Below are 21,796 nucleotides of genomic sequence, written 5' to 3'. Positions count from 1 at the left end.
TTAACTATATCTCCGGTGCGAGTTTTTCTACAGGGCAATTTTTTTGGTCGACAAATACAAGCTTGGGTTTGTGAGTTGGGGCTTCAAGAGGACTCAGATTGAGATAACAAGCGATAATAACTAAGTCGCCCTTGTGAACGTGTCTCGCGGCAGCGCCATTGAGACAAATTTCACCTGGTCCTCCGTAAATAACGTAGGTTGAAAAGCGAGCGCCATTGTTGCAGTTATAAATATCCACCTTTTCAAATTGGTGGAGATGCGCCAGTTCGCATAGGCGAGGGTCGATGGAGACGGAGCCCTCGTACGAAAGGTTCGCATCAGTCACGGTAGCCCGATGAATCTTAGATTTAAGCATGGTCAATGTCATATTGAGATCCTCACTCTCTCTACTTTAGGTGTTCATATCTATCGCAAACCGAAGTCCCACGAGCACAAGGTCGGGAACTGTTAAGTCGAAAATATCTTCATTTTCGAAGAGACTGGAGAGCCCACCAGTTCCGATGACTTGCGCCTTGCCCCCAGAAAAGGCCTCTCTTTGAAGCCGATGAACTATCTCCCGTACTGCACCCAAGGTTCCAAAATAAAGCCCCGACTGAATGCTTTCTACTGTTGAACGTCCAAGAGCGTCACCGGGACGAAGGATCTCAACGGATGGCAATTTCGAGGTTCGGCTCTCCATTGCTTCCATAGAAATTCTCAGACCAGCAAGGATGACTCCGCCGAGGTATTGTCGACTTGAGGAGACGGCACAGAATGTTGTGGCTGTTCCGAAGTCAATGATGATGAGATCTTGATTTGGATACAGATGATAGGCTGCGATTGCATTTGCGATTCGATCAGCGCCGACCTCTCCCGGATTTCGATAATTGATTTTGAGACCAGTCTTAACTCCCGCCTGAAGGATGAACGGAGAGCGAGTAAAATATTTCAAGCAGCAATTTTTTAAAGAATGAAGAATCTCTGGAACAACGGTGCATATTGCTATTCTCTCAATGGAATTTGGATCAATACCATTTTCTCTCAAAACGCTCCTCAGGAAGAGACCATATTCATCCGAAGAAGCGCCACCTCTTGAGTTTCGACGAAATTGGAAAAGCAACTTTTGGTCCTTAAATACGCCACCAAACATTTGGCTATTACCAACGTCTAAACACATAATCATATGCCATGTACCTCGGTTTGTGATAGGAGCTGGATAATAGCCAGTTCCAGATCTGACTTTGTATTGCCGCTCTTACAGATCGTTTCATCTTTATAAATGGAAAATATGTGTGACTTCTCAGAAATATCTGAAAGGTCGTTTAACACAACAAAATCGGGCGAGGCTTCCTGCTGGAGCTTTTTTAGGGAATTCAACCGATCTTCGATGTTGTGAGTAGAAGTGAGTTTAAAGCCAATCACCAATATACTTTTGTTAACTGACCAATGTCGAAGCTCGCGAATAAGCTTTGGATTTTTCTTGAGATTGATCGAGATGTTACCGTCTGAGGAAATTTTCTGGTTGTGATGGCAAAAGCGACCTGTTTGATCCACAATCGTGTCTACAGTAAAGTCACTGACGGCGGCTGAGTGAATAATAGCATCGAAGGAATTGTTCCTTAAATGTTCAATGAGGAGTTTTCTGAGATCCTCACAACTTTCAAAATCATGTGAAACGAGATCTCCATTTGATATTGCACTTGCTCCGGTCTTGGATCGCAAAAGAACAATCTTGTGTCCCAGATCTGCAAGGGCGTCTGCAATCTGGCAACCAGTCTGCCCTGAACTGCGATTGCTAATGAATCTTACGCTGTCAATGGGTTCAGTGGTACCCCCAGCGGTAACAAGAATATTCAATTTTCTGAATGCCAAGTTGGCGGTGCTGCTGACTGCGACACGAGAAATTTCTTCGACTATCAGGTCTGGGTTCATGAGCTTACCAAATCCAACTTCTCCGCAAGCGAGGATTCCTTTCTCAGTTGGAAAAATCCTCACACCCATTGCCTTCAATTTAGATATGGACTCCCTGGTTGCGGGGTGTTCAAGCATATTCGAATTCATAGCCGGAAAAACGAGATAAGGCTTTCGAAAATCTTGGGATAAAAAAATCGAACCAATCAAATCGTCTCCTAATCCGTGGGCCAGCCGATTGATAACACTGGCTGTCGCAGGACAAAGCACAAAAGCATCTGCCCACCGGGCTAAGTTGATGTGATTCATCATGTGGCCAGGCTCGAAAGTATCGTGTACAACAGATCTGCCTGTTAGGCCTTCGAGGGTTGCTGGTCCAACGAATTTGAGGGCCGAGGCTGACGTTACAACCTGAACTTGGTACTTCTTCTGAACAAGAGCGGAAATAACCGAACAAGCCTTAAAGGCCGCCACAGATCCGGTGATTTGAAATAAAATATTTTTTTGCTTCCTATTTGAGTTCGACATTGTCTATTAACCTTACATTGCCGAGATGAACGGCGCCCAATCGACGTCCCCACCTCTCTTCGACGTAATCAACACCGAATCCAACCTGTCTGAGCGCGTCCGTCGCTTGCTCCGAGCTGGCTGCAGATCTCAGAATCTGATTGAATTGCGAAGCCATTTCCAATTGAATTGGACTTAAATGTTGATTTCTGGAACTCATAGCCAATCCGCTCTCTTCTCTTAGGGTGGGACATCCAATCACATTTACGTTCATAAAAAATGCCTTGACCATGTCGCGGATCAATTGAAGTTGTTGATAGTCTTTTTCGCCAAAATAGGCTCGCTCGGCATCAGCAAGATGAAGGAGTTTCATGACGACGGTCAATACGCCATTGAAGTGACCAGGACGATGAGCTCCGCAGAGCAGGTGACTTTCCTCATTTTCTATAACTTGGTAGCGGAAATTGTCTGGGTATATTTCCTCGTAATCGGGGAGCACCAAATAATGGACTCCCGAGATTCTTAGAGTTTCAATATCTGTCTCTAATTGTATTGGGTAATTCGCGAAATCATCCGGATTATCAAATTGAGTTGGATTGACAAAAATGCTGACAATTGTTCTATCATTCTCTTTCAATGACCTTTCTATGAGGGAAAGGTGCCCTCTATGAAGCGCTCCCATAGTCGGAATCATCCCCAATGAGAGTCCTTCAATTCGATCGGCTTTTCTTTGATTGCGCCAGTGTTGGCCTTTGAAGAAAATGTCCATTATTCGTAGCTTTCGTTAAGATCTGGAAAACTTCGTTCTTTAACTTTTTGATCGTATTGGTTGACGGCAGAAATTATAAGTTCACTTCCGTTGAGAAATTGACGAAGAAATTTTGGCTTAAAACCTTGGTTGAGGCCAAGCATATCTTGTAGGACGAGAACTTGTCCGTCGGTATTTGGTCCCGCTCCTATTCCGATAGTGGGAATTACAAGATTCTTTGTGATAATCTCACTCAATGTGCTAGGAACACATTCCAAAACCAAGGAAAAGCAGCCGTATTCCTGTAGCTCTACGGCTTGGCGTTCGAGGAGACGGGCGGAGTCAAGATCTCTGCCTTGAACTCTAAAACCACCGAGTTGATGGATAGACTGGGGGGTTAGTCCGAGGTGCCCCATTACGGGAACGCCCGATTCAACCAGATGCTTAATGAGTTTCAAATTTCCGCTTGCGCCCTCGAGTTTCACGGCCTGAACGCCCGTCTTCATCAAGCGCTCAACAGCTTTCATATTGCTAGTAAGAGATTTTCTGAATGAGAGAAAAGGCAGATCGCCGACAATGAATTTATCGGGTGCTCCCTTGGAAACGGCAGCGCAATGCAGGGCCATCATTTCAAGAGAAGCTGGAAGAGTCGTATTGTGTCCATGCATGACCATGGCGGCACTATCTCCAACCAAAATGCAATCGACACTTGATTGGTTTAACAGTTTTGCTGACCAAAAATCATAGCAAGTGATCATAGAAATTTTTCTACCTGATTGCTTCATTTTTATAAAATTGGGTAGGGACATATTGCTCTCCTTTTTTGATAAATCTTCCAGAAAAGAGAATAGACATCTCCTAAATCGTGCCCGTTGAGGGCTTGGAGATTTTTTTCAATAGTCATTGTGTCAAAACGAGCGAGTGGACCAGTGAGGGCCTTGTCGGGAGAATGAGAGAGATTTAAAAAAATCTGATTCAAATAGGGTTGAAGATGGGACCAAGATATTCCCAATCTGGAGAAATCTTCCTTAGCTATTTGCCAAAGCAGAGTGCTGAAGTTTCCGCTGGCTACGCAAAGAGCGTGATAGAGAGGCTTTTGATCCTCCTCTAATCGAATCTGTGGATTGATCAATCCGGGCCAGATTTCAATGAGGTTCGGAGTTTTCGAATCTAGAACAAAGGGGATTTTCAAGTAGGTAGCATGGGGATATAAATTCCAGCCAAAGGACATCAGCGGATGGGCTCCATAAACTCCCACTAAATTGAGACTTCCTGAGCAGTGAAGAAGAGCGCCGCGTGAATCCGCACACAGCTCACTGATTTCAGCAATGGACTCATCTTTGGTAAGAATCCAAATGTGCGAGGCCACCTTTGCAAGTTTACGGAGGCGTTGCTGGGGCGTTCCATCGCTGGGATCTAAGGTATTAAAGTTTGGATCATTATTTCGTGACCAGAAACTCAAAGGAATATCAAGGTGGTTAAAGAAATAGGCCAGATGGCGGGCAAGTCGACCGGAGCCGATCAATAAAAAATTTGTGTCGGATGAAAAAAAATCTTTTTGGTCCTGAGGTACTCGTCCCATGGATCAAGTCCCGTCCTCTTCTGATCAAGTTAAAATCAACACAAGGCATTCCGCTACGGAATGGTCACTCAGTCGACCCTTCGTTTACCAAAAAGTGGTCGCTCAGCGAACCTGGGCACGATAGCAGAAAAGCACCGAATCACCAACCAGAAAAATCCAGGATTCAGAAAACAGAAAAAAATATCAGTCGAGCGATTTTTTTAGGTCACAATTTCATGGGGCATTAAGCGTTTGGAAGACCTAAAGTATGTTCTGGGACATACATCCAAGAGATCCTGAATCTTCGCCATATAGATGCAAGCATATCTCTCCATTTGATAGGCAAAAAAACTCTCCTCAATGCCAACCCTCATGACGTCTCCCCACCAAGGATTATACACTTCCTGCTGGCGTTTGATGAGAGGAGAAATCTTTTTATCGAGTTCTGAGATTTCCATGAGCAGTTGAGAGATTTTTGTTTCGTGAATATTTTTTCCCGTCTCAATTTTTTCAGAGATGAGTTGGTCGACTTCAGTTTCCAACGGAATCTTCATATTCATCAAGCTATTGATTTGTTCGACAAATTGGTCGGCCTTTCGCAAACACTCAATTTCTTCATCCAGTTCTTCGACAACCAAAGCTGTTCTCCATGCGCAGTCTTTTTTTAACCGCACGATATCTCCATAGATGTGATCGCCAATGTACAATATTTCGTCTGCGGTCAAATTTAAATCATTGGTAAAAATAGAGGCACAACCACCCTGATAAACACCTGAAGAGACTTTTCCTTGAAGGTTAGTCATCGTTCCATCTTTTGAATTAATCTTTAAAAACTTAAGATTATCATAAAAAAATCGTGGTTTATCTGCAGAAGTTATCACGACTTCGAAAAAATTTTCCCAAGTAGTATTTTTGAGAAAGGGGTTGATAGCATAATCGAGCAAAAGCTTCGTGTAGTGAAAATCACTATTGGTAACAATAAAGATCTTCTTTCCATGACGAATGAATCTCTCTAGACCATGGACAACTCGAGCATCCTTGTAAATGTAGTCGTCGAGATTAGAGGCGACGACGCCTTTTAGGCTTCCATCACGGTGAGCCTTATCGAGGCAGGATGTGAGATCGGCAGCGATTGTTGAATAGTCAGGCAATGTCTTGGTCTCTGAGCTATCTTTCAAATCTACGAGTTGGGCGAACAACCCACAGATAGCAATGGAGAAAGTGGTGTTAACAATGTCAAAACCCGGCTCACCCAGGTCAATGTAAGAACTCTTATAGACCTTGCGCTGTTGGGAATAGCTAATGGGAGTCAATCCATGATAGCTCACGCGAATAGAAGCATGGCGACTGAGTTTGAGGATGTTGCCTCGATGAATATCGATAACGAGGCCTCGTCTGGAACGATCAAAGTCGAATTTGAGGGACTGAATGACATTTGGGTATCCGTGGTCCTTGATGAGCTTTTCAAGCATCATATTATGCGCTAATTCTTCAAACTTTCGGCTATTGTAGCGGATGAGAGTGTGATCCATGTCAAAGCCAATATGGGTAATTTTTTTCAAGCTCAGTGTGCGGTTAACGAATACCTTGCTTACACTTTTTTGGTTCAAGTTTATTTTCCCCCTTCTGTTTCAAATCCGAGTTGATTCCATAAAAGCATTCCACCCTTCATATTGTAAACAGAAGAAAAACCATTTTCTAGAGCGAAGGCTGTTGCTTGTGCGCTACGGCCACCGCTGCGACAAATAAATACAACAGTGGTATCTCGCGGGACTTCCCCGATCTTTTCTGGAATGAGATTAAGAGTGATGAGTTCTGCGCCGTGAATATGCCCGAGTTCATCGGTGAATTCGCGAGATTCTCTGACGTCAATAAGTTTGACATGGGATCTCTTTTCAAAAAGCTCTTCCGGAGAGATGTCAACGACTCCGGGAAAATGTGGATTTGACATTTTCGAGCTAAAATCAACGCGCGTTTTTGTCATAGTAAAATCCTCGCCAATCTGCCTTAGGTTTGGGCTTCACGGGAAAAAGGAGGCAGAACCGTTACTATCTATAGCTGTCATGATCTTTTAGATCAATTGAAGATCCAAATCTTAATGAAAATTTTTGCAATGAGAGGATGTTTGATGGTCTTAGCATGGGGATTTCCTGAGTGATGGGAGAGGCAGCTTTGTCCGACGAAGAAGCGATGAATATGGCTATTCTTGAAGCAAGAAAGGGAATAGGATTTGTTGCTCCAAACCCCCCCGTTGGCTGTGTTATTTTGGATAAAAATGGATTCTTGATAGGGAAGGGTTTTCACACAAAATATGGAGCGCCTCACGCCGAAGTGGAGGCAATTAGAACAGTTAGGGATACTGAGTGTCTGAAAGGCGCCTCGGTTTTTGTTACTTTAGAGCCCTGTGGGCATTTTGGCAGAACTCCTCCTTGCGCGGATCAGTTGGCAAAGCTGCCTCTGAGGAGAGTTGTATTTGGTATGAAGGATCCTAACCCAATGGTGGCGGGGCGGGGCATAGAAAAAATTCGTCAATTTGGTATCAATGTAGCGGAGTGGAGTGGGCCTTTTAAGCTTGAGCTGGCGGAGCTGGTGGAAGTTTTTTTGGTTAATATTCTTGAAAAACGAGCATTTGTTGGGATGAAAGCGGCCATTACATTGGATGGATTTGTTGCGGATCGTAGCGGAAAGGCCAAGTGGATCACTAATGCAAAGTCCAGAGAAGCCGTTCATTATTTGAGAGGATGTTATCAGGCCATATTGGTCGGCAATGGGACAATTAGGTCAGATAATCCACAGCTAAATGTTCGAAGTGAGTGGTTTGGGGAGAAACCCAATAAGGTGGTAGTACTCGATCCACAGATGCGACTTGGTAGCAATTTGAGTATTTACAGATTTTCTCAGTCACATTCTCCAAGCGACATTATTCAGGTTATTTCGAAATCCAGTTCTTCACGACCAAGTGATGGACACCATGAAATGCTTGTGAAGTTGGAAGATTCTAAAATTGATTTGAATGATCTTTCTCGGCGTCTCTTTGAAATGGGAATTTGCTCTGTTTTTGTCGAAGGTGGAGCAAGCACTTTTTCGAACTATCTGGTTCAAGGTGCTGTGGATCGAATGTATTTGTTTTTGGCTCCTAAGATTCTAGGTTATCCGTCGGGCTTGTCCTGGACCTGTGGGTTGATTGGTCAGGAACTAGAACGATGTCCCGAGTTGGATTCGCCCCGAATTACGGGATACGATGGGGATGTCCTTATTTCGGGTCGTCTCAAATTTCGCTAGCCAACTCTCGCGAATGCACCATATTGAGATCTGTCACTTCAAATTAGCCGTTTTCTTAATCGTTGCCAAAAAATGCCGATAAGTACCTCAGGGGAGACCTCTGATAGAATGCGATTCTATGAATCAATTTCAGCGGTTGAGTGAGTACAGGTGTCGGAGAAAACTGTGAACGTAGCCAAAAAAAATGAAAATTCTGTGGTGGATATTATACCCATAGACCTCCGCCATAGAATCCAAATTGTTGATTTGCCACAAAGTTCCCCTTTGCGGGTATCGGGGGGCAATTTGATAGGGGTTTGCTCCAGCGAAAGTCCGGAAAAAGTGATTGATTTTGCAATATCCCAGAGAACAAATCATATTTGCCAGGCAAATGGGACCTATTTTGCTACAGAGATTTTGGCAGCCTCCTACTTGGCGGCGTATCCACAGAGAGCAATGCAGTATCCATTGTCAGCGATGCTCCGTCCCGGTGTTTTCTGTGACCAAGTGGAGTCTTCTTTGCGTGGATTCTCTATGCGATTTTCAGGATCTGATGATAAGAAGTCAGTTTTGGATTCTTTTAGATTGTGGGCGGAAAAGGAATTAAGGAATCAAACTTTAGTGACGGAATCTTTGGGTGCGGCCGATGAAATGGTGATGAATGCGATATACAATGCTCCTTTTGTGAATTCTTTGGGAAAACTCGAAGCGCCAGCTTTGGATTCTGAAAAAGTAAGAAGAGGAGCTGGCAAGTTGGGGTTATTATTTGCGGGAGTGCACGAGAAACAATTGGTCATTGGCTGCGTTGACGAATATGGCAGCTTGCAAATTGATAGTTTGCTGAAGAGGATACAGGCGTGTTTTACCGGTGGTATTGCTGAAAATGTGAATTGGTCCGGAGTCGGCGGTGCAGGCATCGGTTCATTTATGTTATTTAAGCTTTCTGTTTCCTACCACATCGCGGTTCAAAAGGGTCGTCAGACCTTGGTGTTCTGTAAAATTCCCTTGGGTATGAGTGCAAGAAAGCGCGAGGAAGAGCCAAAAAATTTACATTTTTATGAATTTTGAATATTAAAAGGAGGAGGGAAAAATGAGCGAATTTAGGGTCGAGAAAAAGAAGGATAAGGAAAATCTGCTGATGGTTATTTCTGGATCTATCAATGAAGATGCCAATTTCGGAAATATTGAGTTTCCGCCCGGCACTCAAGTTGTCTTGGATCTAGATAAAGTGGCATCTATTAATTCCTGTGGCATTCGCGAATGGATAAAGTGGATAAGGACTGCTCCGCAGGGTAGTAAAATCATCTATCGACACTGTCCTAAAGTCATCGTTGATCAGATCAACATGGTGGCCGGATTTCTTCCTAAGGATGGTTCGGTTGATAGCTTTTATGTGCCCTATTATTGTGAAAGTTCAGGATCTGAAAAAATGGTCATTTTTAGAAAGGGAATGGAATTCAAGGATGATGGTGAGATCATGCCTCCATCGGAAATCAAATGTGATAAGTCAGGAGATGTTATGGAAATGGATGTTATCGAAAACAAGTACTTTAAATTCCTGAAAAAGAGCTGATGAACTACAGTTTGTATGACCCATTTCTTGATCCCGTATTTGTCGTCGATGAAAATCGGAGAGTGGCCTATGCGAACGAAGCGGCAACATCATTTTTGGAAACATCCCTTCGTAGACTCTCCAAGGCTGCTCCGCTCCATGAATTTGTTGAGTTTGATGATCTTTCTTTGTTTGTCATGCCTGGAGGAACTTGGGGCATGGCTGAAGAAACGGCCTACCGTGAAGTGCAATATAAATTGAGAAGCGGAAAAAACGGAAAGGTACAAATCGCAATACTTCCGCTTGCTAAGCAAGAAGATTGTTCCCATTGGATGATCATTTTGCGGGATGTAACGCTTGAGGAAGTCCTGGTTGGAAAATACAGGTCAGAAATTGTAGAAAAGGAAGAATATATTCAGCGCCTTCAAAAAGCTCAGGCGAAGTTGGAGGATTACTCGAGAAATCTTGAGAAAATGGTGAACGAGCGTACTCTTGAATTATCTGAAGTGAGTCGTTTGTTGAGAGCCATCATGGAAAGTTTGGGACAAGGTTTTTTGGTATTTGGTGCTGATAGAAAAGTCTCAGAGATCTTTACCAGAGCCTGTTTGAAAATTCTGGAGTCATCACCGGGAGGAAAATTTATAGATGATGTTCTGAGACTTGAGGGAGCAGATCGGGAGCAATTTGAGATGTGGTGCAAAGCAGTTTTTGCTCAGTCTTTGCCATTCGAAAGTCTAGTTGATTTAGCCCCGAATCGCTACAAACATACAAAAGGGCACGAAATTTGCCTTGATTATTACCCAATTGCAGAAGAAGGAAAGGCTCCCTCACAGCTTGTTTTAGTTGCTACGGATAAAACCCTGGAGAGAGAAGCTCAAAGAGAATTAGAAAAGGAAAAGAAGCACGCTCAATTGATCTTAAAAGTTTTCAGAAATCGTAAGCAATTCGAAAGATTTTTAAAAGGCACCCGTACAGCGATTGATTTTTTGAGAGATCAAGTTTCAGAGGGAGCTGCTCGTGATTTTGATTCAGATGAGGCTTTTAGGCGATTGCACACAATTGAAGGAGAGTCGAGCGTATTTTCGGCTGCTGAGATTCGAGATGCCTGCAGGGAATGTCAAGATTGTCTTCAGCCGTTAAGAATACTTGAAGCAGGGGAGGATCCTTCTCATCTGTTAAAGCCTTATCGTGTGTCATTGAAGAGATTTGAACAAAGATATAAGGGGTTTATTGGCGAGTTTCAGGAGATATTGCGGGCGTTGCCAGATGATTCTGACTCCAGGGTGGAATTGGAGGCATCAGAATTTCTTGCGATTCTCAGGCGTCTACAAGAGCTTGGAATGCCCCATGCAGAGCTATCTCAAATCCACGACAAACACTTGAATCAATCGATCAGGTCGCTCTTGTCCTATTATAATGAAGTCATTCAGGTTATCGCAGAAAAGCAGGGAAAAACCGTGGCTGCTATCGAATTTGTCGGAGAGGACATTCGCGTTTCTCTTGATCGCTATGGTTATCTTGTAGAATCGCTGGTTCATGTGTTCAGAAATGCTGTAGATCATGGTTTGGAAGATTCTGTTTCACGGATGAAAAAAGGAAAAAGCGAGGCAGGAAAAATCCTCGTTTCGACGAGAAAAGTCATCTTAGAAAATAGGGAGTCGATTGAATTGATAATTTCTGATGATGGGTCTGGTATCTCTCCAGAGGCCGTCAGAAGGATTGTAAAAGATATGATTCCTGGTTTGGACGAGCGAACGATCAATGATGATCGTGAGGTCATCCAATTTATATTTCATCCCGGACTATCGACTCGCTCTATTCCTGGTGAATTTTCAGGAAGAGGGGTAGGGATGGATGCAGTCAAAAATGAAGTTCAGCGTTTGGGAGGGAGAGTGAGGGTGGAGTCGGAAGTGGATTTGGGTACAAAGTTTATTATTGTAGTACCGGATAAGGCAGGGGAAATTAGACCGGCTAAATCCGCCTAAAGTTGGGTCCATTTTTTAATTGGTGAGGAAATGTTTAACAAGGACACACATATTTTGGTGGTCGATGACTCCGTCAATATTCGTCGAGTGATAGTCGATGGATTGGCTAGTCTTGGTTTCAGAAAAATTGTGGCTGCCTCAGATGTGAATGAGGGTCTAGGTAAACTTAATTTTTATATTAATAGTCCAACGCCTATTCAACTCGTATTGTCTGATTTGAATATGCCTGGTCCCAGCGGGCTTGATTTTCTTCGCACGGTTCGAAGTGATGAGAAATTCAAAACTTTGCCCTTTCTACTTGTGACGACAGAAAATGAAAAGGGATCGGTTATTACTGCGGCGATTGGTGGCGTTAGTGGTTATGTAATTAAACCGTTTAATTTGGAGACACTGGCCAGGCGTCTTGAAGATGCATGGAGAAAACACGTCCCAGAGTAACAGTACACCGGGCGTTTGGATGGTAATTAAAAAGTTCCAATAAATCGATAGGCTATCATTTTTTTTCTATGTTTTTCCGACAAGTTACTGCATGAACAAGAATGAAATCAACATTTTGATTGTCGACGATGATGAGAACTCGAGGCAAGCGCTGAATGAAGTTGTGGTAAGGGCGGGATTTAAGACAACTGTTGTAGCTAAAGCCGAAAATGCCTTGAATTCGGTAAGGATCAAACCTGTACACGGTGCAATCATTGACTGTATGTTGCCAAAAATGAATGGTGTGCAATTGGCGCAAGAGTTACGCAAAAGTCGATTCGGTGACGGTCCTATTATTTTTGTCAGCGGAATCTTCAAAGATAAGGCCTTTGCTCAAGATGCGATTAATAAAACTCAGGCCAAAGAGTATTTTACCAAACCAATTTCAAATGCTGCTCTGGTAGATGTCCTGAAAAGGAGTTGGAGCGGCTGATTGACCTTCCAAAGGTGCCGCTCCATGCATTATTATCGAAGCCTTACGCCTCGGACAGAGAGCGTGTTAAAGCCTTGGAGAGCATTGATGAGATCAGTGGTCTTGATCTACCCTTGATTATTTCTATTCTTCTAGATGCAGAGTCTTCAGGATTTTTGAATCTTGCGACAGAAAATGGTGATATTTCGGGAATTAATTTTAACAACGGATTTATTGACAAAGTAGATACCGCCGACAGCGGATCCATGTTGGGAAAACTACTGGTTGATGCAGGCTTTTTAACCACCGTTGATTTTGATGAACTCCCTGAGAAGCAACGTCGGGGAGACGTGGTTAAAAATCTTATAGCTGAAAATCTAATCAGTCCTCACGCATCCGGACTTATAAAAAAGGATCAAATCATTTACGACCTAGAAAAACTGGTAAAGGAATCGAAACTTCAAATTAATTTTGTACCGGAGAGAGTAAAATCTTTAGGTGAGGGGGTTTCCTCTTCAATGCTGGATTCCTTTTATTACAAGGTGATCAATAAGTATTATCCTTTGAAGTGGTTAGAGGAATTCTATTCTCCTTGGCTTGATCATCCGATGAGATTGGGTCCCGACTTTTCGAGTTCCCATGAAGTTTATGACAAGATTGTGAGCGAAGTAAGTCCCACCTTTCTCGAGGAACTTCCAAGTGAGAAGACAATCGAGGAACTTCTTCAGGCACATGATTGGGACAAGACAAAATTCTACAGGCTTATACATTTGATCGCACTTCGACGACTGATCATATTTGATGATGTCAAGCGGGCAAAAGGTGGAGACGATCAGCTTCTACGACTGAAAACCATACTTCGTGATATCGACGGAAAGGATCCGTTCGAGATTTTTAAGTACTTCGGGGCAGGGGGAAAAGTTGAAATTAAGGACGCAGAAAAAATCTACAAGGAATTTGCCAGAGCCAATCACCCAGATAAGATTTCTTCAGCGGCCCCAGAGGAATTGAAGTCAATTGTGAACAGAGTTTATGCACTTGTATCCGATGCCTATGATATTGTGGGTAATGAGGGGAAGAGAGATCGATTTATACAATCAAAGAAGCAGAAAGAGGCTGAGAAGTAAATGATTTCTGAGAAGTTGACGGAAGAAGGATTGGAACTATTGCGCCGTGGAAAGGTTAAAGAATCTCTTGTAAAGCTAAACGAAAGCATCAAGTCCTATCCGAGTGACAATCTGTACTTGTACTGGAGCTGGGCGACAATCAAGGCCTACGGAGACAGACTGCCTGAGGATGTGCTCAAGGAAGTTCAAAAAAAAATGGATCGAATTAAGGCGGAAGATCGCAGGAATCCAGTCTATCTATTTGTCTCTGGACTTGTTAAGAAGGTATCAGGCGATTTGGATGGAGCTCTGGCTCAGTTTGATAAGGCGCTCGCTATTGAGCCGGGGATGATTGATGTCAGGAGGGAGATTGCAAGCCTTCGAATGCCTAGAGATACTAATACTGATACGTTTACGGGAGAGCTCACTTCGATCGTCGGTCGCCTTTTCAAAAAGCAGACAAAGAAATAATTAGCTCACTTTGGAGTCGAGTCACCAGCTGAGCGATCACTTGCCATTGAAGCATTTCGGAGTTTTCTGATATTTTGCTGGAGAACCGCTTCGAGAACGTGGAGTTCTGTTTCGCTAGGTTGATTCTGAAGTAGGAGGCGTCGAATGGTTGTATAGGCGCTGGCACGACGTTTTTCTAGTGAAAATCCGATTGCTTCCAACCAAATTCGGATTGACTCATCGGGAAAATAGAGACCATTTGCTTTGCGCTTACCGATGAGGCTCTCTTGAGGTTTATTTTTTGGCTGGTCAATTATATCTGGGTTTATTTGGTCGATCGTCAGGGTCAGGGCTTGGGCCCAATCTTTTACGAGGTAGCAAGCCAGTAAAACTGCGTGTGATAAATTCATGCTGGGAAACTTACCAAAGATGGGAAGGCATGCTGAAAAGTTTAATAGGGCCAAATCATCGGCAGAGAGTCCATTGTCTTCTGGACCAAAAACCAAATAGATTTGCAGAGGATATGACTCAGAAAGATTCAGATTTAATTTGGAAAGTACGTTGTTCAATGAGATGTCAGTGCGGAGTTTTCCAGTCCTGCGTGTCAGTCCAATCCTGACTCCAGACATTTCATTTTGGTAAAATTCATCCCAATGAGAGTATGTTGATCGCGAAGCCAAGTATTTTTGAGCGCCAGCGGCACTCTCTCGAGCCTTTGAATTGATCTCACACTGGGGGTCAATCAAAATGAGGCGGCGGGCCCCCATGTTTCCCATAACTCTGGCGACCGAGCCAATATTACTTGGATAAATTGTTCTGACAAGCACAAGATTAATATCTATTTGGCATTTATTGAAACATCCAGTTTTCATGCGGGTTGAAGTTTTCTGAGAGAATAGGAAAATTCCATTCGTCTTATTGTCAGCGCCACTCATTATTCCTTGGAAGAACTATCATTTTATAGATAAGGGTCAGGTCTTTGTAGGTACTTGGTCACATAATCAAAAATACCATCTTCGAGTGACCATTTTGGTGATGGCATACTGGCCGAGAGTAACTTGTCCAATTTGGCTTCGGTAAAATATTGATACTGAGCACGAATGTCTTCAGGGACAGGGATCCAATTGATTTTCACGGGTCTATCCAGTGCATGAAATACAGAGGAAGCGAGGTTTAGCCAACTTCGAGCTTTTCCAAATCCCATGTTGTATATTCCGGACCCCACTTGGCCTTTTCTGTTCATTATTTCTAACATCCACTCTGTAATGTCTTTGATGTAAATGAAATCTCGCAGTTGTCCTCCGTCCGGGTAGAGAGGATTGTGGGACCTGAATAAATTTAACTCGCCGCTTTTACGAATTTGGAGAAAGGCCTTATAAGCCACACTTGCCATGCTTCCCTTATGATACTCATTGGGGCCGTAGACATTAAAGAAACGCAAGCCGTACCAGTGAGGGGGACATTGATCTTTCTGCAAAGCGATCACATCGAAATTGAGTTTTGACCAACCGTAGGGGTTTAAGGGACTAAAGAGAGTGGGAGGACTTTGATCATCGAATCCGTGTTCTCCATTTCCATAAACAGCACCACTGCTCGCGTAGAGAAAGGGAACTTCATTTCTTGCGCAGTAATCAAAAAGATCCTCTGTAAAGAGAGTGTTGTTTTTTTTCAGATAATTTATGTCTTTTTCGGTGGTCGAGGAGCATGCCCCCATGTGGAAAATGTATTCAGGAGGATTCTCTAGGGCTTTGAGATATTCGAGCAACTCATTGGCCAAGACAAATTTTTCGAAGGAAAGCTTGGAGAAAAGCTGGGGACGTTCAGTTGGTGGGATGTGGTCAGAAATGAGGATATTCTCGCGACCCCCTTGATTTAATTCCCAAAGTAGAGCGCTACCTATAAAGCCTGTGGCCCCTGTAATCACAATCATCAACAGCTCCTCATGGTGTAACCCCATATCACTATCATCTAGAGCTGTTCAATTGTATGGGCACTAAAATAATGCTGCGCAATATTTCTCGCAGGAATTCGCCTAAATATCTTCTTTATGACCTTCAATAAGTGTGAGCACAGCGGACAAGAGCTTCTTTTCTCGCCTATTGAATATTATTGGCTTAGGGAGGCGGTTAGGCTCCCTTGGAGAGCTGATAGCTTCCAGATTCAGGCTTTGACTGGAAATGAATTCGTCGATGACTTTCTGTGTTTCGGCAAAAGAGAGGCCCTCTTTTTTCGCATCCATCAGCTCGCCGACAATATGTATCAGTGCATTGCCCGTTATTCGGTCTTTGCGATTGATGAGGTTCGCTCGCTGAAAAATCTCGAACATCACAGATGTGGGGCTTCGCTTCGATGCCTGTATCGTAATCTCAATAATCTGCCGGTATTGTTCTTGAAATCGAGTCAAACGCCTTTCGGTAGAAGTGGTCAAGATTGAATCTTTGCTGGATGCATGCTCTGAGAGCATGCATCCAAAAAGTTCATCAATAGGATACTGTGCATTCGTCAAGTTTGCTGCCCAGTCATTAAAAAACAGTGCGAGTTGATAGATAACAACCCTCAAATTATAGACGGCAGGCCTGTTGATTCCATCGGCGACCTTCCTTGCCTGGCGCCGGGTCTTTTTTCGCTCCAAGAACGAAAAATTAAGGTAGAGCTCTTTTATCTTTGGTAAATGCTTTTCCATGAGAGAATGAGCCTCCTTCATGGAAAAACCTAACTGTTTTAAAAATTCGAAATGCAATTCCCTTTCAACGAGACGGTCAAAATCATGAAGAGACGAGCTTTGGGCATAGGAAACGAAGGGTTGTCTGAGGCCGGTTTCCAAGTAATTAACAATTTGAACAAATGCTTGCATCATTTTTCGGGCTTTGGGTATTTGCTGATTCAGACTGGTTGAATATCTGTCTGCATCGTCATATCGATACTGATCGTGACGGATACCGAATTGTCGCACACTTCCGTAATCGATAATTCCTGCGGACGCTAAAACGTTATCTCCATCCCAGTCAAGCCATGCGAATATGTACTGACGATCTAGTTTAGCGACAAATTTGGCAAAATTTGAAATGATCTTTTTTAGCATAAGTTGGTATTTATGGGGATGATGAATGCCAAAATTCCATTCCCCATTTCGGTGCTGACGAATGATGAAATAGTCGACAGAGCGGCGGAGAGCTTCCAGATTGCCTTGTTTCAAATAAAGAAACATATGAGCAGGTCGAATGAGATTTTTTCCGGCCCGCACGCCAATGCCAGTACCATTCCCCAAATCAATGATGGTTAGGATTCTCTCGGTCTCGATTCCTTGATTGTGAAAAATCTCGGCCAGAATAGCTGCTCCGTAAAGTTCGTCTAGATCAGCCATTCCACAGCCGTATCCAAAATGAGTAGCGCCAGACTGAAGGGGTCTGCCGGCTTCTACCGAGCCCGGGGCAAGGGCCGTGACGCCCGTTCCTCGGCTGCTCACATCCCATATGACTCCCTGATGGGTGACCAAACCATTCCAAATGCATCGGCCATCACCACTGGTTCTTCCGCATTTGTCTGGGTGTTGAAGCTGAAGATAGCGCGTCGCCATATAGGGATGAGATTTCATATGCTTTTTTGGATACTGAATTCCCTGCTCTTGATCGTATTCATTGATAATTCGCAAACTAAAAGTAGAGATTATTTTTTTTCTCAGTTCCGCATTGAGCTCGGAAGGGTGGCTTTCGGGGAGAAGGCCCATTTCCTTTGCAAGTGAGTAATTAAAATATGCGATCTGTCCCTTTGGCAGGATTCGGACGGGATAATTGATTAATCCCTCTGGAACAAAATCGCGCCAGGGATGATCACCGTTGAGCTGGTCAAAGGCAGAATAGGAAGTTTGATTATTCGAATTATCTGGGCTTTTCTCGAATAATTTTGTGTTGTCATAAGCAAGGTGTTTTTGACTCAAATCGACACACTCCCAATATGATTGGACTTCGCTATGTTGGCGCCTACTTTTTCTTATCGGCGTTATTTCTCAGCTCTTCAGCTGGATTTGCCAAGAATCAAGGCTCATTTTGTCTGTTTTTATCCAATTATTATCAGATGATATTTATCGACGCGAAACCACCAAGAGGTTCATGGAAGTTAGTGACTTGACCCTTATAAAGTCGGGCTACAATATTTTGAATTTCATCTCGATAGACATAAAAGCGGAGATCATATTTCCAAGCCTTGGGTAAAGGAGACGGCTTTGTAAGCCTTGGTTCGGGGGCGGGAACGTATTCCTGAACCAAAAAGTTTTCATTCACGGCTCTCTCAAAGACACTGTGTGTAAGTCCGTCTCCTCGATAAACAGATTTACCTCCATACTGATTTTTTGGCTTAAAAATGAACTTTTTTCGATTGTTCCAAAGAGTTTCTCGGTCCTGAAAAGACTGAATATCAAAGGTCGGAAGAATTGATGATTTAAGAGCTTTCCAGGAGGCCGGTGAGATGGCATTTGAAAGTTGATCTTGAAAGGTGGGCGAGCTGAGCTCCGCCATTCGATTTTTATCCGCGAGTAAAAGATACTCAAATGGGTTTGGCGAGACACAGCACCAGCCCTCTAAGTAAGCACGACGAAGGTGTTGAGATTCGGGACGAGATAAATAGAAATCGCAATATCGGTTATAGAGAAGGTCAATTCTTTCTCCAGCTGGAGTTAGCAGCGATCGAGAGCTTGGGTCCGGACGCAGGTCCTGAAATTCGACAATTTCGGGATTCCAGCCCCAGCTGGCGAAGAGATCCTTATACATGAGAAACTCGACATATCTTTTCTGTTGTTTCAAATTTTCGTCAGTAATGACGATTTTTTTGGGTGAGAACGTGGGACTCCGAGAAAAAGCTCTGAACTCTTCAAGAAATGATTCCTTTAGCGCCTGAATGGGACTCAAGCCATTCTTTGACTTCAGGTGTATTCCCTGAATCTGGTTGAGTAAATCTGATATCAAAAACATGGCTGCGTTGGTGTTTATTTCAATCAGAGATTCTCGCTGCAGGGGTGTATGAAAATCATAAGCCATCAACACCGATTGATTTCTGCTTGGATGCGAGAACACCTCTGTATCGTCTTTTTGGATCTTCGCCTGATATTCAGCTGTTCGAGAAAGAGAATAGGCGGACTCAATAAAACTGCGAATTCTTTCAATGGTCCCATTTTCAACTTCGATCACATAAGGAGAAACCATATGGAGAAGATCCAGGTCGGGGATGGCTTCTGTCGAAGGATAATTCTCAAAAAGTTTTCTCTTAAACTCTTGATAAAAAAGATCATTATTCATCGAAAGAAAGATCAACTGATGGAGACGTGTTTTGTTCCGGGTCTCCAGCCAGCGCCACAAAGCTCACCCGTTTTAAGCCCTTGCAAAACGCGGAGAATTTCATTTGTGTCCCGACCGACTTTCAGGTTATGCAAGGCAATGTATTGGATCACTCCTTCGGGATCAATAATATAAGTCCCTCTCGTCGCTATCCCGGCATCTTCAATGAGAACGCCATAATCGCGACAAACCCGCTTGGTGACATCTCCAATCAGAGGGTAACCTAGATCACCCAAGTCGTCTTTAATCCAACGACGATGGGAGTGGACGGAGTCTATGGAAACACCAATCACCTCAGCACCGGCCTCTTTAAACTTGGGAAGACTGTCTCGGAATTGAGTGATTTCGGTAGGGCAGACATAAGTAAAATCAAGAGGATAGAAGTACAAAACAACCCATTTTCCTTTGTAATCTGTGAGACTGATGTCTTTGAAGTCTCCTCCGACGACGGCGGGGGCTCTGAACTGAGGGGCCGGTTGACCTATCATTGGCATGGATTCCTCCTTATTTAACAAAAACACCGAAACTCAGGCTTCTTATTTAAATACCGGAACTCGAATCTGCCACATCACGAATTGAGCGGCAAGAAATACAAACTATAGCAAAGGGAGCGCGGCCCAGGGTATGAAAAATACTGCGGTGTTACACCCTCATTGCACAGGGTGGCTCAGCTGTGGGATAGATTCGATCTGACATGGAGGAATTGTGAAGCTTGTAACTTGGAATGTGAACGGAATTCGATCAGTGGCAAAAAAGGGCTTCTTTGATTATGTGAAGCAAGAGGATCCGGATATTTTCTGCCTGCAAGAGACGAAGGCTCACCCTCAGCAATTGAGTCAAGAACTGTTGCAGCTTCCAGAAAGGGAGGTACATTGGTCATCCGCTCATCGGCCGGGTTACAGTGGAACAGCGACTTACCTGAAAGATAAGCCGTTGAAGGTCCGTCATGGAATAGGTATTCGAAAATTTGACCATGAGGGCCGCTTTGTCATCACGGAACATAAAAATTTTGTTCTTTATAACGTCTATTTTCCCAATGGTTCGGCCAGCGAAGAGAGGCATGCTTTCAAGCAGGATTTTTTGGAGAAATTTTGCCGTCACTTGAAATCAGGAATTGATGGGGGGCGAGAACTCATAGTGGTGGGCGATTACAATGTGGCCTATCGCAATATTGATGTGTTTGATCCGGTGAGACTGAGTCAGGTGAGCGGCTTCTTACCTGAAGAAAGAGAATGGTTTGAACGATTTTTAGATTTAGGTTTTGTTGACCTGGTAGCCAAGTTTTATCCGGAGGAAAAGGGTATGTACACTTGGTGGTCTTATCGTGAAAAAATGGCTCGGACTGATAATCGAGGATGGAGAATAGATCATATTTGCGTAAGCAAAGGGCTTTTGAGTTGCGTCCAATCTGTAGAGATACAAAGGGATCAGCTGGGTTCGGATCATTGTCCAGTTAGTGCAATCTTGGAGATGTAAATGTTTGCTTGGATAGTTTTGTTACTATTTGTATTGCCCATTTTTGATTTGATCCTGCTGATTCGCATGGGGGGAATTGTTGGGGTCGGTGTGGTTCTTCTGGCAGTTTTAGTGAGTGGATTCTTGGGAATTTTCTTAGCTAAAAGCCAGGGTCGAGTGATTTGGCGAAAGATAAATGAGAGTTTACTCAATGGACAGATGCCGGCGGATTCTCTCCTCGAGGGAGCATTGACTGTATTTGGTGGCATTATGCTTGTTGCGCCTGGATTTTTAACTGATTTCCTCGGCCTATTCCTGTTGCTTCCGATTTCGAGACGAGTGATTGTTGTGCTCATTAAACGCTCGGTGGAATCAAAAGTACGAAGTGGAGAGTTTAAAATCTACAGAGCTTCCTGGGATTTTCGCCAAGAGGAGAAGTCATCATCGGTAACCTCGCCTCATAATCGAGGGGAGGGGGAAATCATAGATATCAGTCCAATCAAGCTAAAAGAAAATGTGGATAAGAATTGATGCATCAGCCTTCCAGACTTGCTAGGCTCAAGGGGAAGGAGATAACAGTGAAGTGGCAGGCTGTAGTTTACTTTTTTTGTTTTGTGACATCGACGGCTCAAGGCCTTTGTGTCAAGGTTGTTGAGGCCAATTTGAGGTCATCGCCGGATCCCAATTCCCCTATCACGTGGACTGTAGGAAAATTTACTCCCCTTGTTCGATTGGAAAAAAAGGGCGCTTGGTACAAGGTGGAGGATCAAAATGGCGATCAACACTGGGTCTCCGCGAGATTCGTGACGACTCAGTATCAGTGTGTCTCAGTGAGAGGAAAGACTGCCAATCTTAGAGCTGGGCCCGGAACAGAGTTTCCTATAGCGGCCTACGCGACTGCTGATAAATATTGGCCATTCAAGCGAATTGATCGCCGAGAGGATTGGTATCAAGTAGAAGATGATTTTGGGAACTCCTTTTGGGTTCACGATTCGGCAGTGTGGCGTCCTGTCACTGTGAGTCGAATTGGATTTTAGTAAGCCGCTTCATAAATAATGAAGA

Annotated in this window: 24 protein-coding genes; 11 read left to right on the top strand and 13 right to left on the bottom strand. The window is 43.7% G+C overall.

Annotated features, from left to right (window positions below; all coding sequences use genetic code 11):
- Nucleotides 1-4: 4 nt before the first annotated feature.
- From IPL83_15475 to IPL83_15440, 8 genes are all read right to left on the bottom strand, one after another.
- Complete coding sequence (locus IPL83_15475; GenBank protein MBK9040540.1) at nt 5-367, bottom strand: aspartate 1-decarboxylase; 363 nt, start codon at nt 365-367, stop codon at nt 5-7.
- Between the two features lie 24 nt (nt 368-391).
- The gene (locus IPL83_15470; protein ID MBK9040539.1) at nt 392-1,162 is read right to left on the bottom strand and encodes a type III pantothenate kinase; all 771 of its coding nucleotides are present in this window, start codon (nt 1,160-1,162) and stop codon (nt 392-394) included.
- Nucleotides 1,159-2,418: a bifunctional phosphopantothenoylcysteine decarboxylase/phosphopantothenate--cysteine ligase CoaBC gene (gene coaBC / locus IPL83_15465; protein MBK9040538.1), complete on the bottom strand. Its 1,260-nt coding sequence runs from the start codon at nt 2,416-2,418 to the stop codon at nt 1,159-1,161. The genes IPL83_15470 and coaBC overlap by 4 nt, the downstream gene beginning before the upstream one ends.
- Nucleotides 2,402-3,166 (bottom strand): pantoate--beta-alanine ligase, encoded by a 765-nt coding sequence (gene panC / locus IPL83_15460; GenBank protein MBK9040537.1) that lies wholly within the window; start codon nt 3,164-3,166, stop codon nt 2,402-2,404. Before panC ends, coaBC begins: the two co-directional genes overlap by 17 nt.
- Nucleotides 3,166-3,954, bottom strand: a complete 789-nt coding sequence (gene panB, locus IPL83_15455; protein MBK9040536.1) for a 3-methyl-2-oxobutanoate hydroxymethyltransferase — start codon at nt 3,952-3,954, stop codon at nt 3,166-3,168. The genes panC and panB overlap by 1 nt, the downstream gene beginning before the upstream one ends.
- Entirely contained in the window at nt 3,933-4,727 is a 795-nt protein-coding gene (locus tag IPL83_15450) for a DUF2520 domain-containing protein (GenBank protein ID MBK9040535.1), read from the bottom strand. The genes panB and IPL83_15450 overlap by 22 nt, the downstream gene beginning before the upstream one ends.
- 200 nt (nt 4,728-4,927) lie before the next feature.
- Nucleotides 4,928-6,316, bottom strand: a complete 1,389-nt coding sequence (locus tag IPL83_15445; GenBank protein MBK9040534.1) for an HAD-IG family 5'-nucleotidase — start codon at nt 6,314-6,316, stop codon at nt 4,928-4,930.
- Between the two features lie 2 nt (nt 6,317-6,318).
- Nucleotides 6,319-6,690 (bottom strand): rhodanese-like domain-containing protein, encoded by a 372-nt coding sequence (locus IPL83_15440; GenBank protein ID MBK9040533.1) that lies wholly within the window; start codon nt 6,688-6,690, stop codon nt 6,319-6,321.
- Nucleotides 6,691-6,860: 170 nt separating this feature from the next.
- Here IPL83_15440 and ribD point away from each other — a divergent pair, with 170 nt between their 5' ends.
- The 8 genes from ribD (at nt 6,861) to IPL83_15400 (ending at nt 13,970) form a co-directional block, all read left to right on the top strand.
- Nucleotides 6,861-7,988, top strand: coding sequence for a bifunctional diaminohydroxyphosphoribosylaminopyrimidine deaminase/5-amino-6-(5-phosphoribosylamino)uracil reductase RibD (ribD, locus tag IPL83_15435; GenBank protein ID MBK9040532.1), 1,128 nt, complete (start codon nt 6,861-6,863; stop codon nt 7,986-7,988).
- Nucleotides 7,989-8,153: 165 nt separating this feature from the next.
- Complete coding sequence (locus IPL83_15430; protein ID MBK9040531.1) at nt 8,154-9,035, top strand: hypothetical protein; 882 nt, start codon at nt 8,154-8,156, stop codon at nt 9,033-9,035.
- A 22-nt stretch (nt 9,036-9,057) separates the two neighbouring features.
- Complete coding sequence (locus IPL83_15425) at nt 9,058-9,540, top strand: hypothetical protein (GenBank protein MBK9040530.1); 483 nt, start codon at nt 9,058-9,060, stop codon at nt 9,538-9,540.
- Complete coding sequence (locus tag IPL83_15420; GenBank protein MBK9040529.1) at nt 9,540-11,504, top strand: Hpt domain-containing protein; 1,965 nt, start codon at nt 9,540-9,542, stop codon at nt 11,502-11,504. Before IPL83_15425 ends, IPL83_15420 begins: the two co-directional genes overlap by 1 nt.
- Nucleotides 11,505-11,534: 30 nt before the next feature.
- Nucleotides 11,535-11,942 (top strand): response regulator, encoded by a 408-nt coding sequence (locus tag IPL83_15415; protein MBK9040528.1) that lies wholly within the window; start codon nt 11,535-11,537, stop codon nt 11,940-11,942.
- 91 nt (nt 11,943-12,033) lie between these two features.
- Nucleotides 12,034-12,414 (top strand): response regulator, encoded by a 381-nt coding sequence (locus IPL83_15410; GenBank protein MBK9040527.1) that lies wholly within the window; start codon nt 12,034-12,036, stop codon nt 12,412-12,414.
- Nucleotides 12,402-13,520 (top strand): hypothetical protein, encoded by a 1,119-nt coding sequence (locus IPL83_15405; protein MBK9040526.1) that lies wholly within the window; start codon nt 12,402-12,404, stop codon nt 13,518-13,520. The genes IPL83_15410 and IPL83_15405 overlap by 13 nt, the downstream gene beginning before the upstream one ends.
- Entirely contained in the window at nt 13,521-13,970 is a 450-nt protein-coding gene (locus tag IPL83_15400) for a hypothetical protein (protein MBK9040525.1), read from the top strand.
- 5 nt (nt 13,971-13,975) lie between these two features.
- Here the strand turns inward: IPL83_15400 and IPL83_15395 are convergent, their stop codons facing one another.
- The 5 genes from IPL83_15395 to IPL83_15375 form a co-directional block, all read right to left on the bottom strand.
- On the bottom strand, nt 13,976-14,776 hold the full coding sequence (locus IPL83_15395) for an RNA methyltransferase (GenBank protein MBK9040524.1): 801 nt from the start codon (nt 14,774-14,776) through the stop codon (nt 13,976-13,978).
- A gap of 131 nt (nt 14,777-14,907) precedes the next feature.
- Complete coding sequence (gene rfaD, locus IPL83_15390; protein MBK9040523.1) at nt 14,908-15,879, bottom strand: ADP-glyceromanno-heptose 6-epimerase; 972 nt, start codon at nt 15,877-15,879, stop codon at nt 14,908-14,910.
- A 102-nt stretch (nt 15,880-15,981) separates the two neighbouring features.
- Nucleotides 15,982-17,886, bottom strand: coding sequence for a hypothetical protein (locus IPL83_15385; GenBank protein MBK9040522.1), 1,905 nt, complete (start codon nt 17,884-17,886; stop codon nt 15,982-15,984).
- Nucleotides 17,887-18,019: 133 nt separating this feature from the next.
- Nucleotides 18,020-19,240 carry a hypothetical protein gene (locus IPL83_15380; GenBank protein ID MBK9040521.1) on the bottom strand — a complete coding sequence of 407 codons (1,221 nt, stop codon included), beginning with the start codon at nt 19,238-19,240 and terminating at the stop codon, nt 18,020-18,022.
- An 11-nt stretch (nt 19,241-19,251) separates the two neighbouring features.
- Nucleotides 19,252-19,773, bottom strand: a complete 522-nt coding sequence (locus IPL83_15375) for a peroxiredoxin (GenBank protein ID MBK9040520.1) — start codon at nt 19,771-19,773, stop codon at nt 19,252-19,254.
- A gap of 208 nt (nt 19,774-19,981) precedes the next feature.
- Between IPL83_15375 and xth the strand changes: the two genes are divergently transcribed.
- The 3 genes from xth to IPL83_15360 are packed head-to-tail and all read left to right on the top strand — an operon-like array spanning nt 19,982 to nt 21,771.
- Nucleotides 19,982-20,755 (top strand): exodeoxyribonuclease III, encoded by a 774-nt coding sequence (gene xth / locus IPL83_15370; protein MBK9040519.1) that lies wholly within the window; start codon nt 19,982-19,984, stop codon nt 20,753-20,755.
- The gene (locus IPL83_15365) at nt 20,756-21,265 is read left to right on the top strand and encodes an FxsA family protein (GenBank protein ID MBK9040518.1); all 510 of its coding nucleotides are present in this window, start codon (nt 20,756-20,758) and stop codon (nt 21,263-21,265) included.
- 47 nt (nt 21,266-21,312) lie between these two features.
- The gene (locus tag IPL83_15360) at nt 21,313-21,771 is read left to right on the top strand and encodes an SH3 domain-containing protein (protein MBK9040517.1); all 459 of its coding nucleotides are present in this window, start codon (nt 21,313-21,315) and stop codon (nt 21,769-21,771) included.
- Nucleotides 21,772-21,796 lie beyond the last annotated feature (25 nt).

It is taken from the genome of Bdellovibrionales bacterium, from assembly GCA_016716765.1.
In the GTDB taxonomy this organism is placed as follows: domain Bacteria; phylum Bdellovibrionota; class Bdellovibrionia; order Bdellovibrionales; family UBA1609; genus JADJVA01.
Note: the sequence above shows the minus strand (reverse complement) of the source record. Positions and strands in the feature narration are given on the sequence as shown.

Excerpts from the sequence above, each read along its gene's own strand:
- IPL83_15475 (MBK9040540.1), bottom strand. The coding sequence starts at position 367 with ATGACATTGACCATGCTTAAATCTAAGATTCATCGGGCTACCGTGACT.
- IPL83_15470 (MBK9040539.1), bottom strand. The coding sequence starts at position 1,162 with ATGATTATGTGTTTAGACGTTGGTAATAGCCAAATGTTTGGTGGCGTA.
- coaBC (MBK9040538.1), bottom strand. The coding sequence starts at position 2,418 with ATGTCGAACTCAAATAGGAAGCAAAAAAATATTTTATTTCAAATCACC.
- panC (MBK9040537.1), bottom strand. The coding sequence starts at position 3,166 with ATGGACATTTTCTTCAAAGGCCAACACTGGCGCAATCAAAGAAAAGCC.
- panB (MBK9040536.1), bottom strand. The coding sequence starts at position 3,954 with ATGTCCCTACCCAATTTTATAAAAATGAAGCAATCAGGTAGAAAAATT.
- IPL83_15450 (MBK9040535.1), bottom strand. The coding sequence starts at position 4,727 with ATGGGACGAGTACCTCAGGACCAAAAAGATTTTTTTTCATCCGACACA.
- IPL83_15440 (MBK9040533.1), bottom strand. The coding sequence starts at position 6,690 with ATGACAAAAACGCGCGTTGATTTTAGCTCGAAAATGTCAAATCCACAT.
- IPL83_15425 (MBK9040530.1), top strand. The coding sequence starts at position 9,058 with ATGAGCGAATTTAGGGTCGAGAAAAAGAAGGATAAGGAAAATCTGCTG.
- IPL83_15420 (MBK9040529.1), top strand. The coding sequence starts at position 9,540 with ATGAACTACAGTTTGTATGACCCATTTCTTGATCCCGTATTTGTCGTC.
- IPL83_15415 (MBK9040528.1), top strand. The coding sequence starts at position 11,535 with ATGTTTAACAAGGACACACATATTTTGGTGGTCGATGACTCCGTCAAT.
- IPL83_15410 (MBK9040527.1), top strand. The coding sequence starts at position 12,034 with ATGAACAAGAATGAAATCAACATTTTGATTGTCGACGATGATGAGAAC.
- IPL83_15400 (MBK9040525.1), top strand. The coding sequence starts at position 13,521 with ATGATTTCTGAGAAGTTGACGGAAGAAGGATTGGAACTATTGCGCCGT.
- rfaD (MBK9040523.1), bottom strand. The coding sequence starts at position 15,879 with ATGATTGTGATTACAGGGGCCACAGGCTTTATAGGTAGCGCTCTACTT.
- IPL83_15380 (MBK9040521.1), bottom strand. The coding sequence starts at position 19,240 with ATGAATAATGATCTTTTTTATCAAGAGTTTAAGAGAAAACTTTTTGAG.
- IPL83_15375 (MBK9040520.1), bottom strand. The coding sequence starts at position 19,773 with ATGCCAATGATAGGTCAACCGGCCCCTCAGTTCAGAGCCCCCGCCGTC.
- IPL83_15365 (MBK9040518.1), top strand. The coding sequence starts at position 20,756 with ATGTTTGCTTGGATAGTTTTGTTACTATTTGTATTGCCCATTTTTGAT.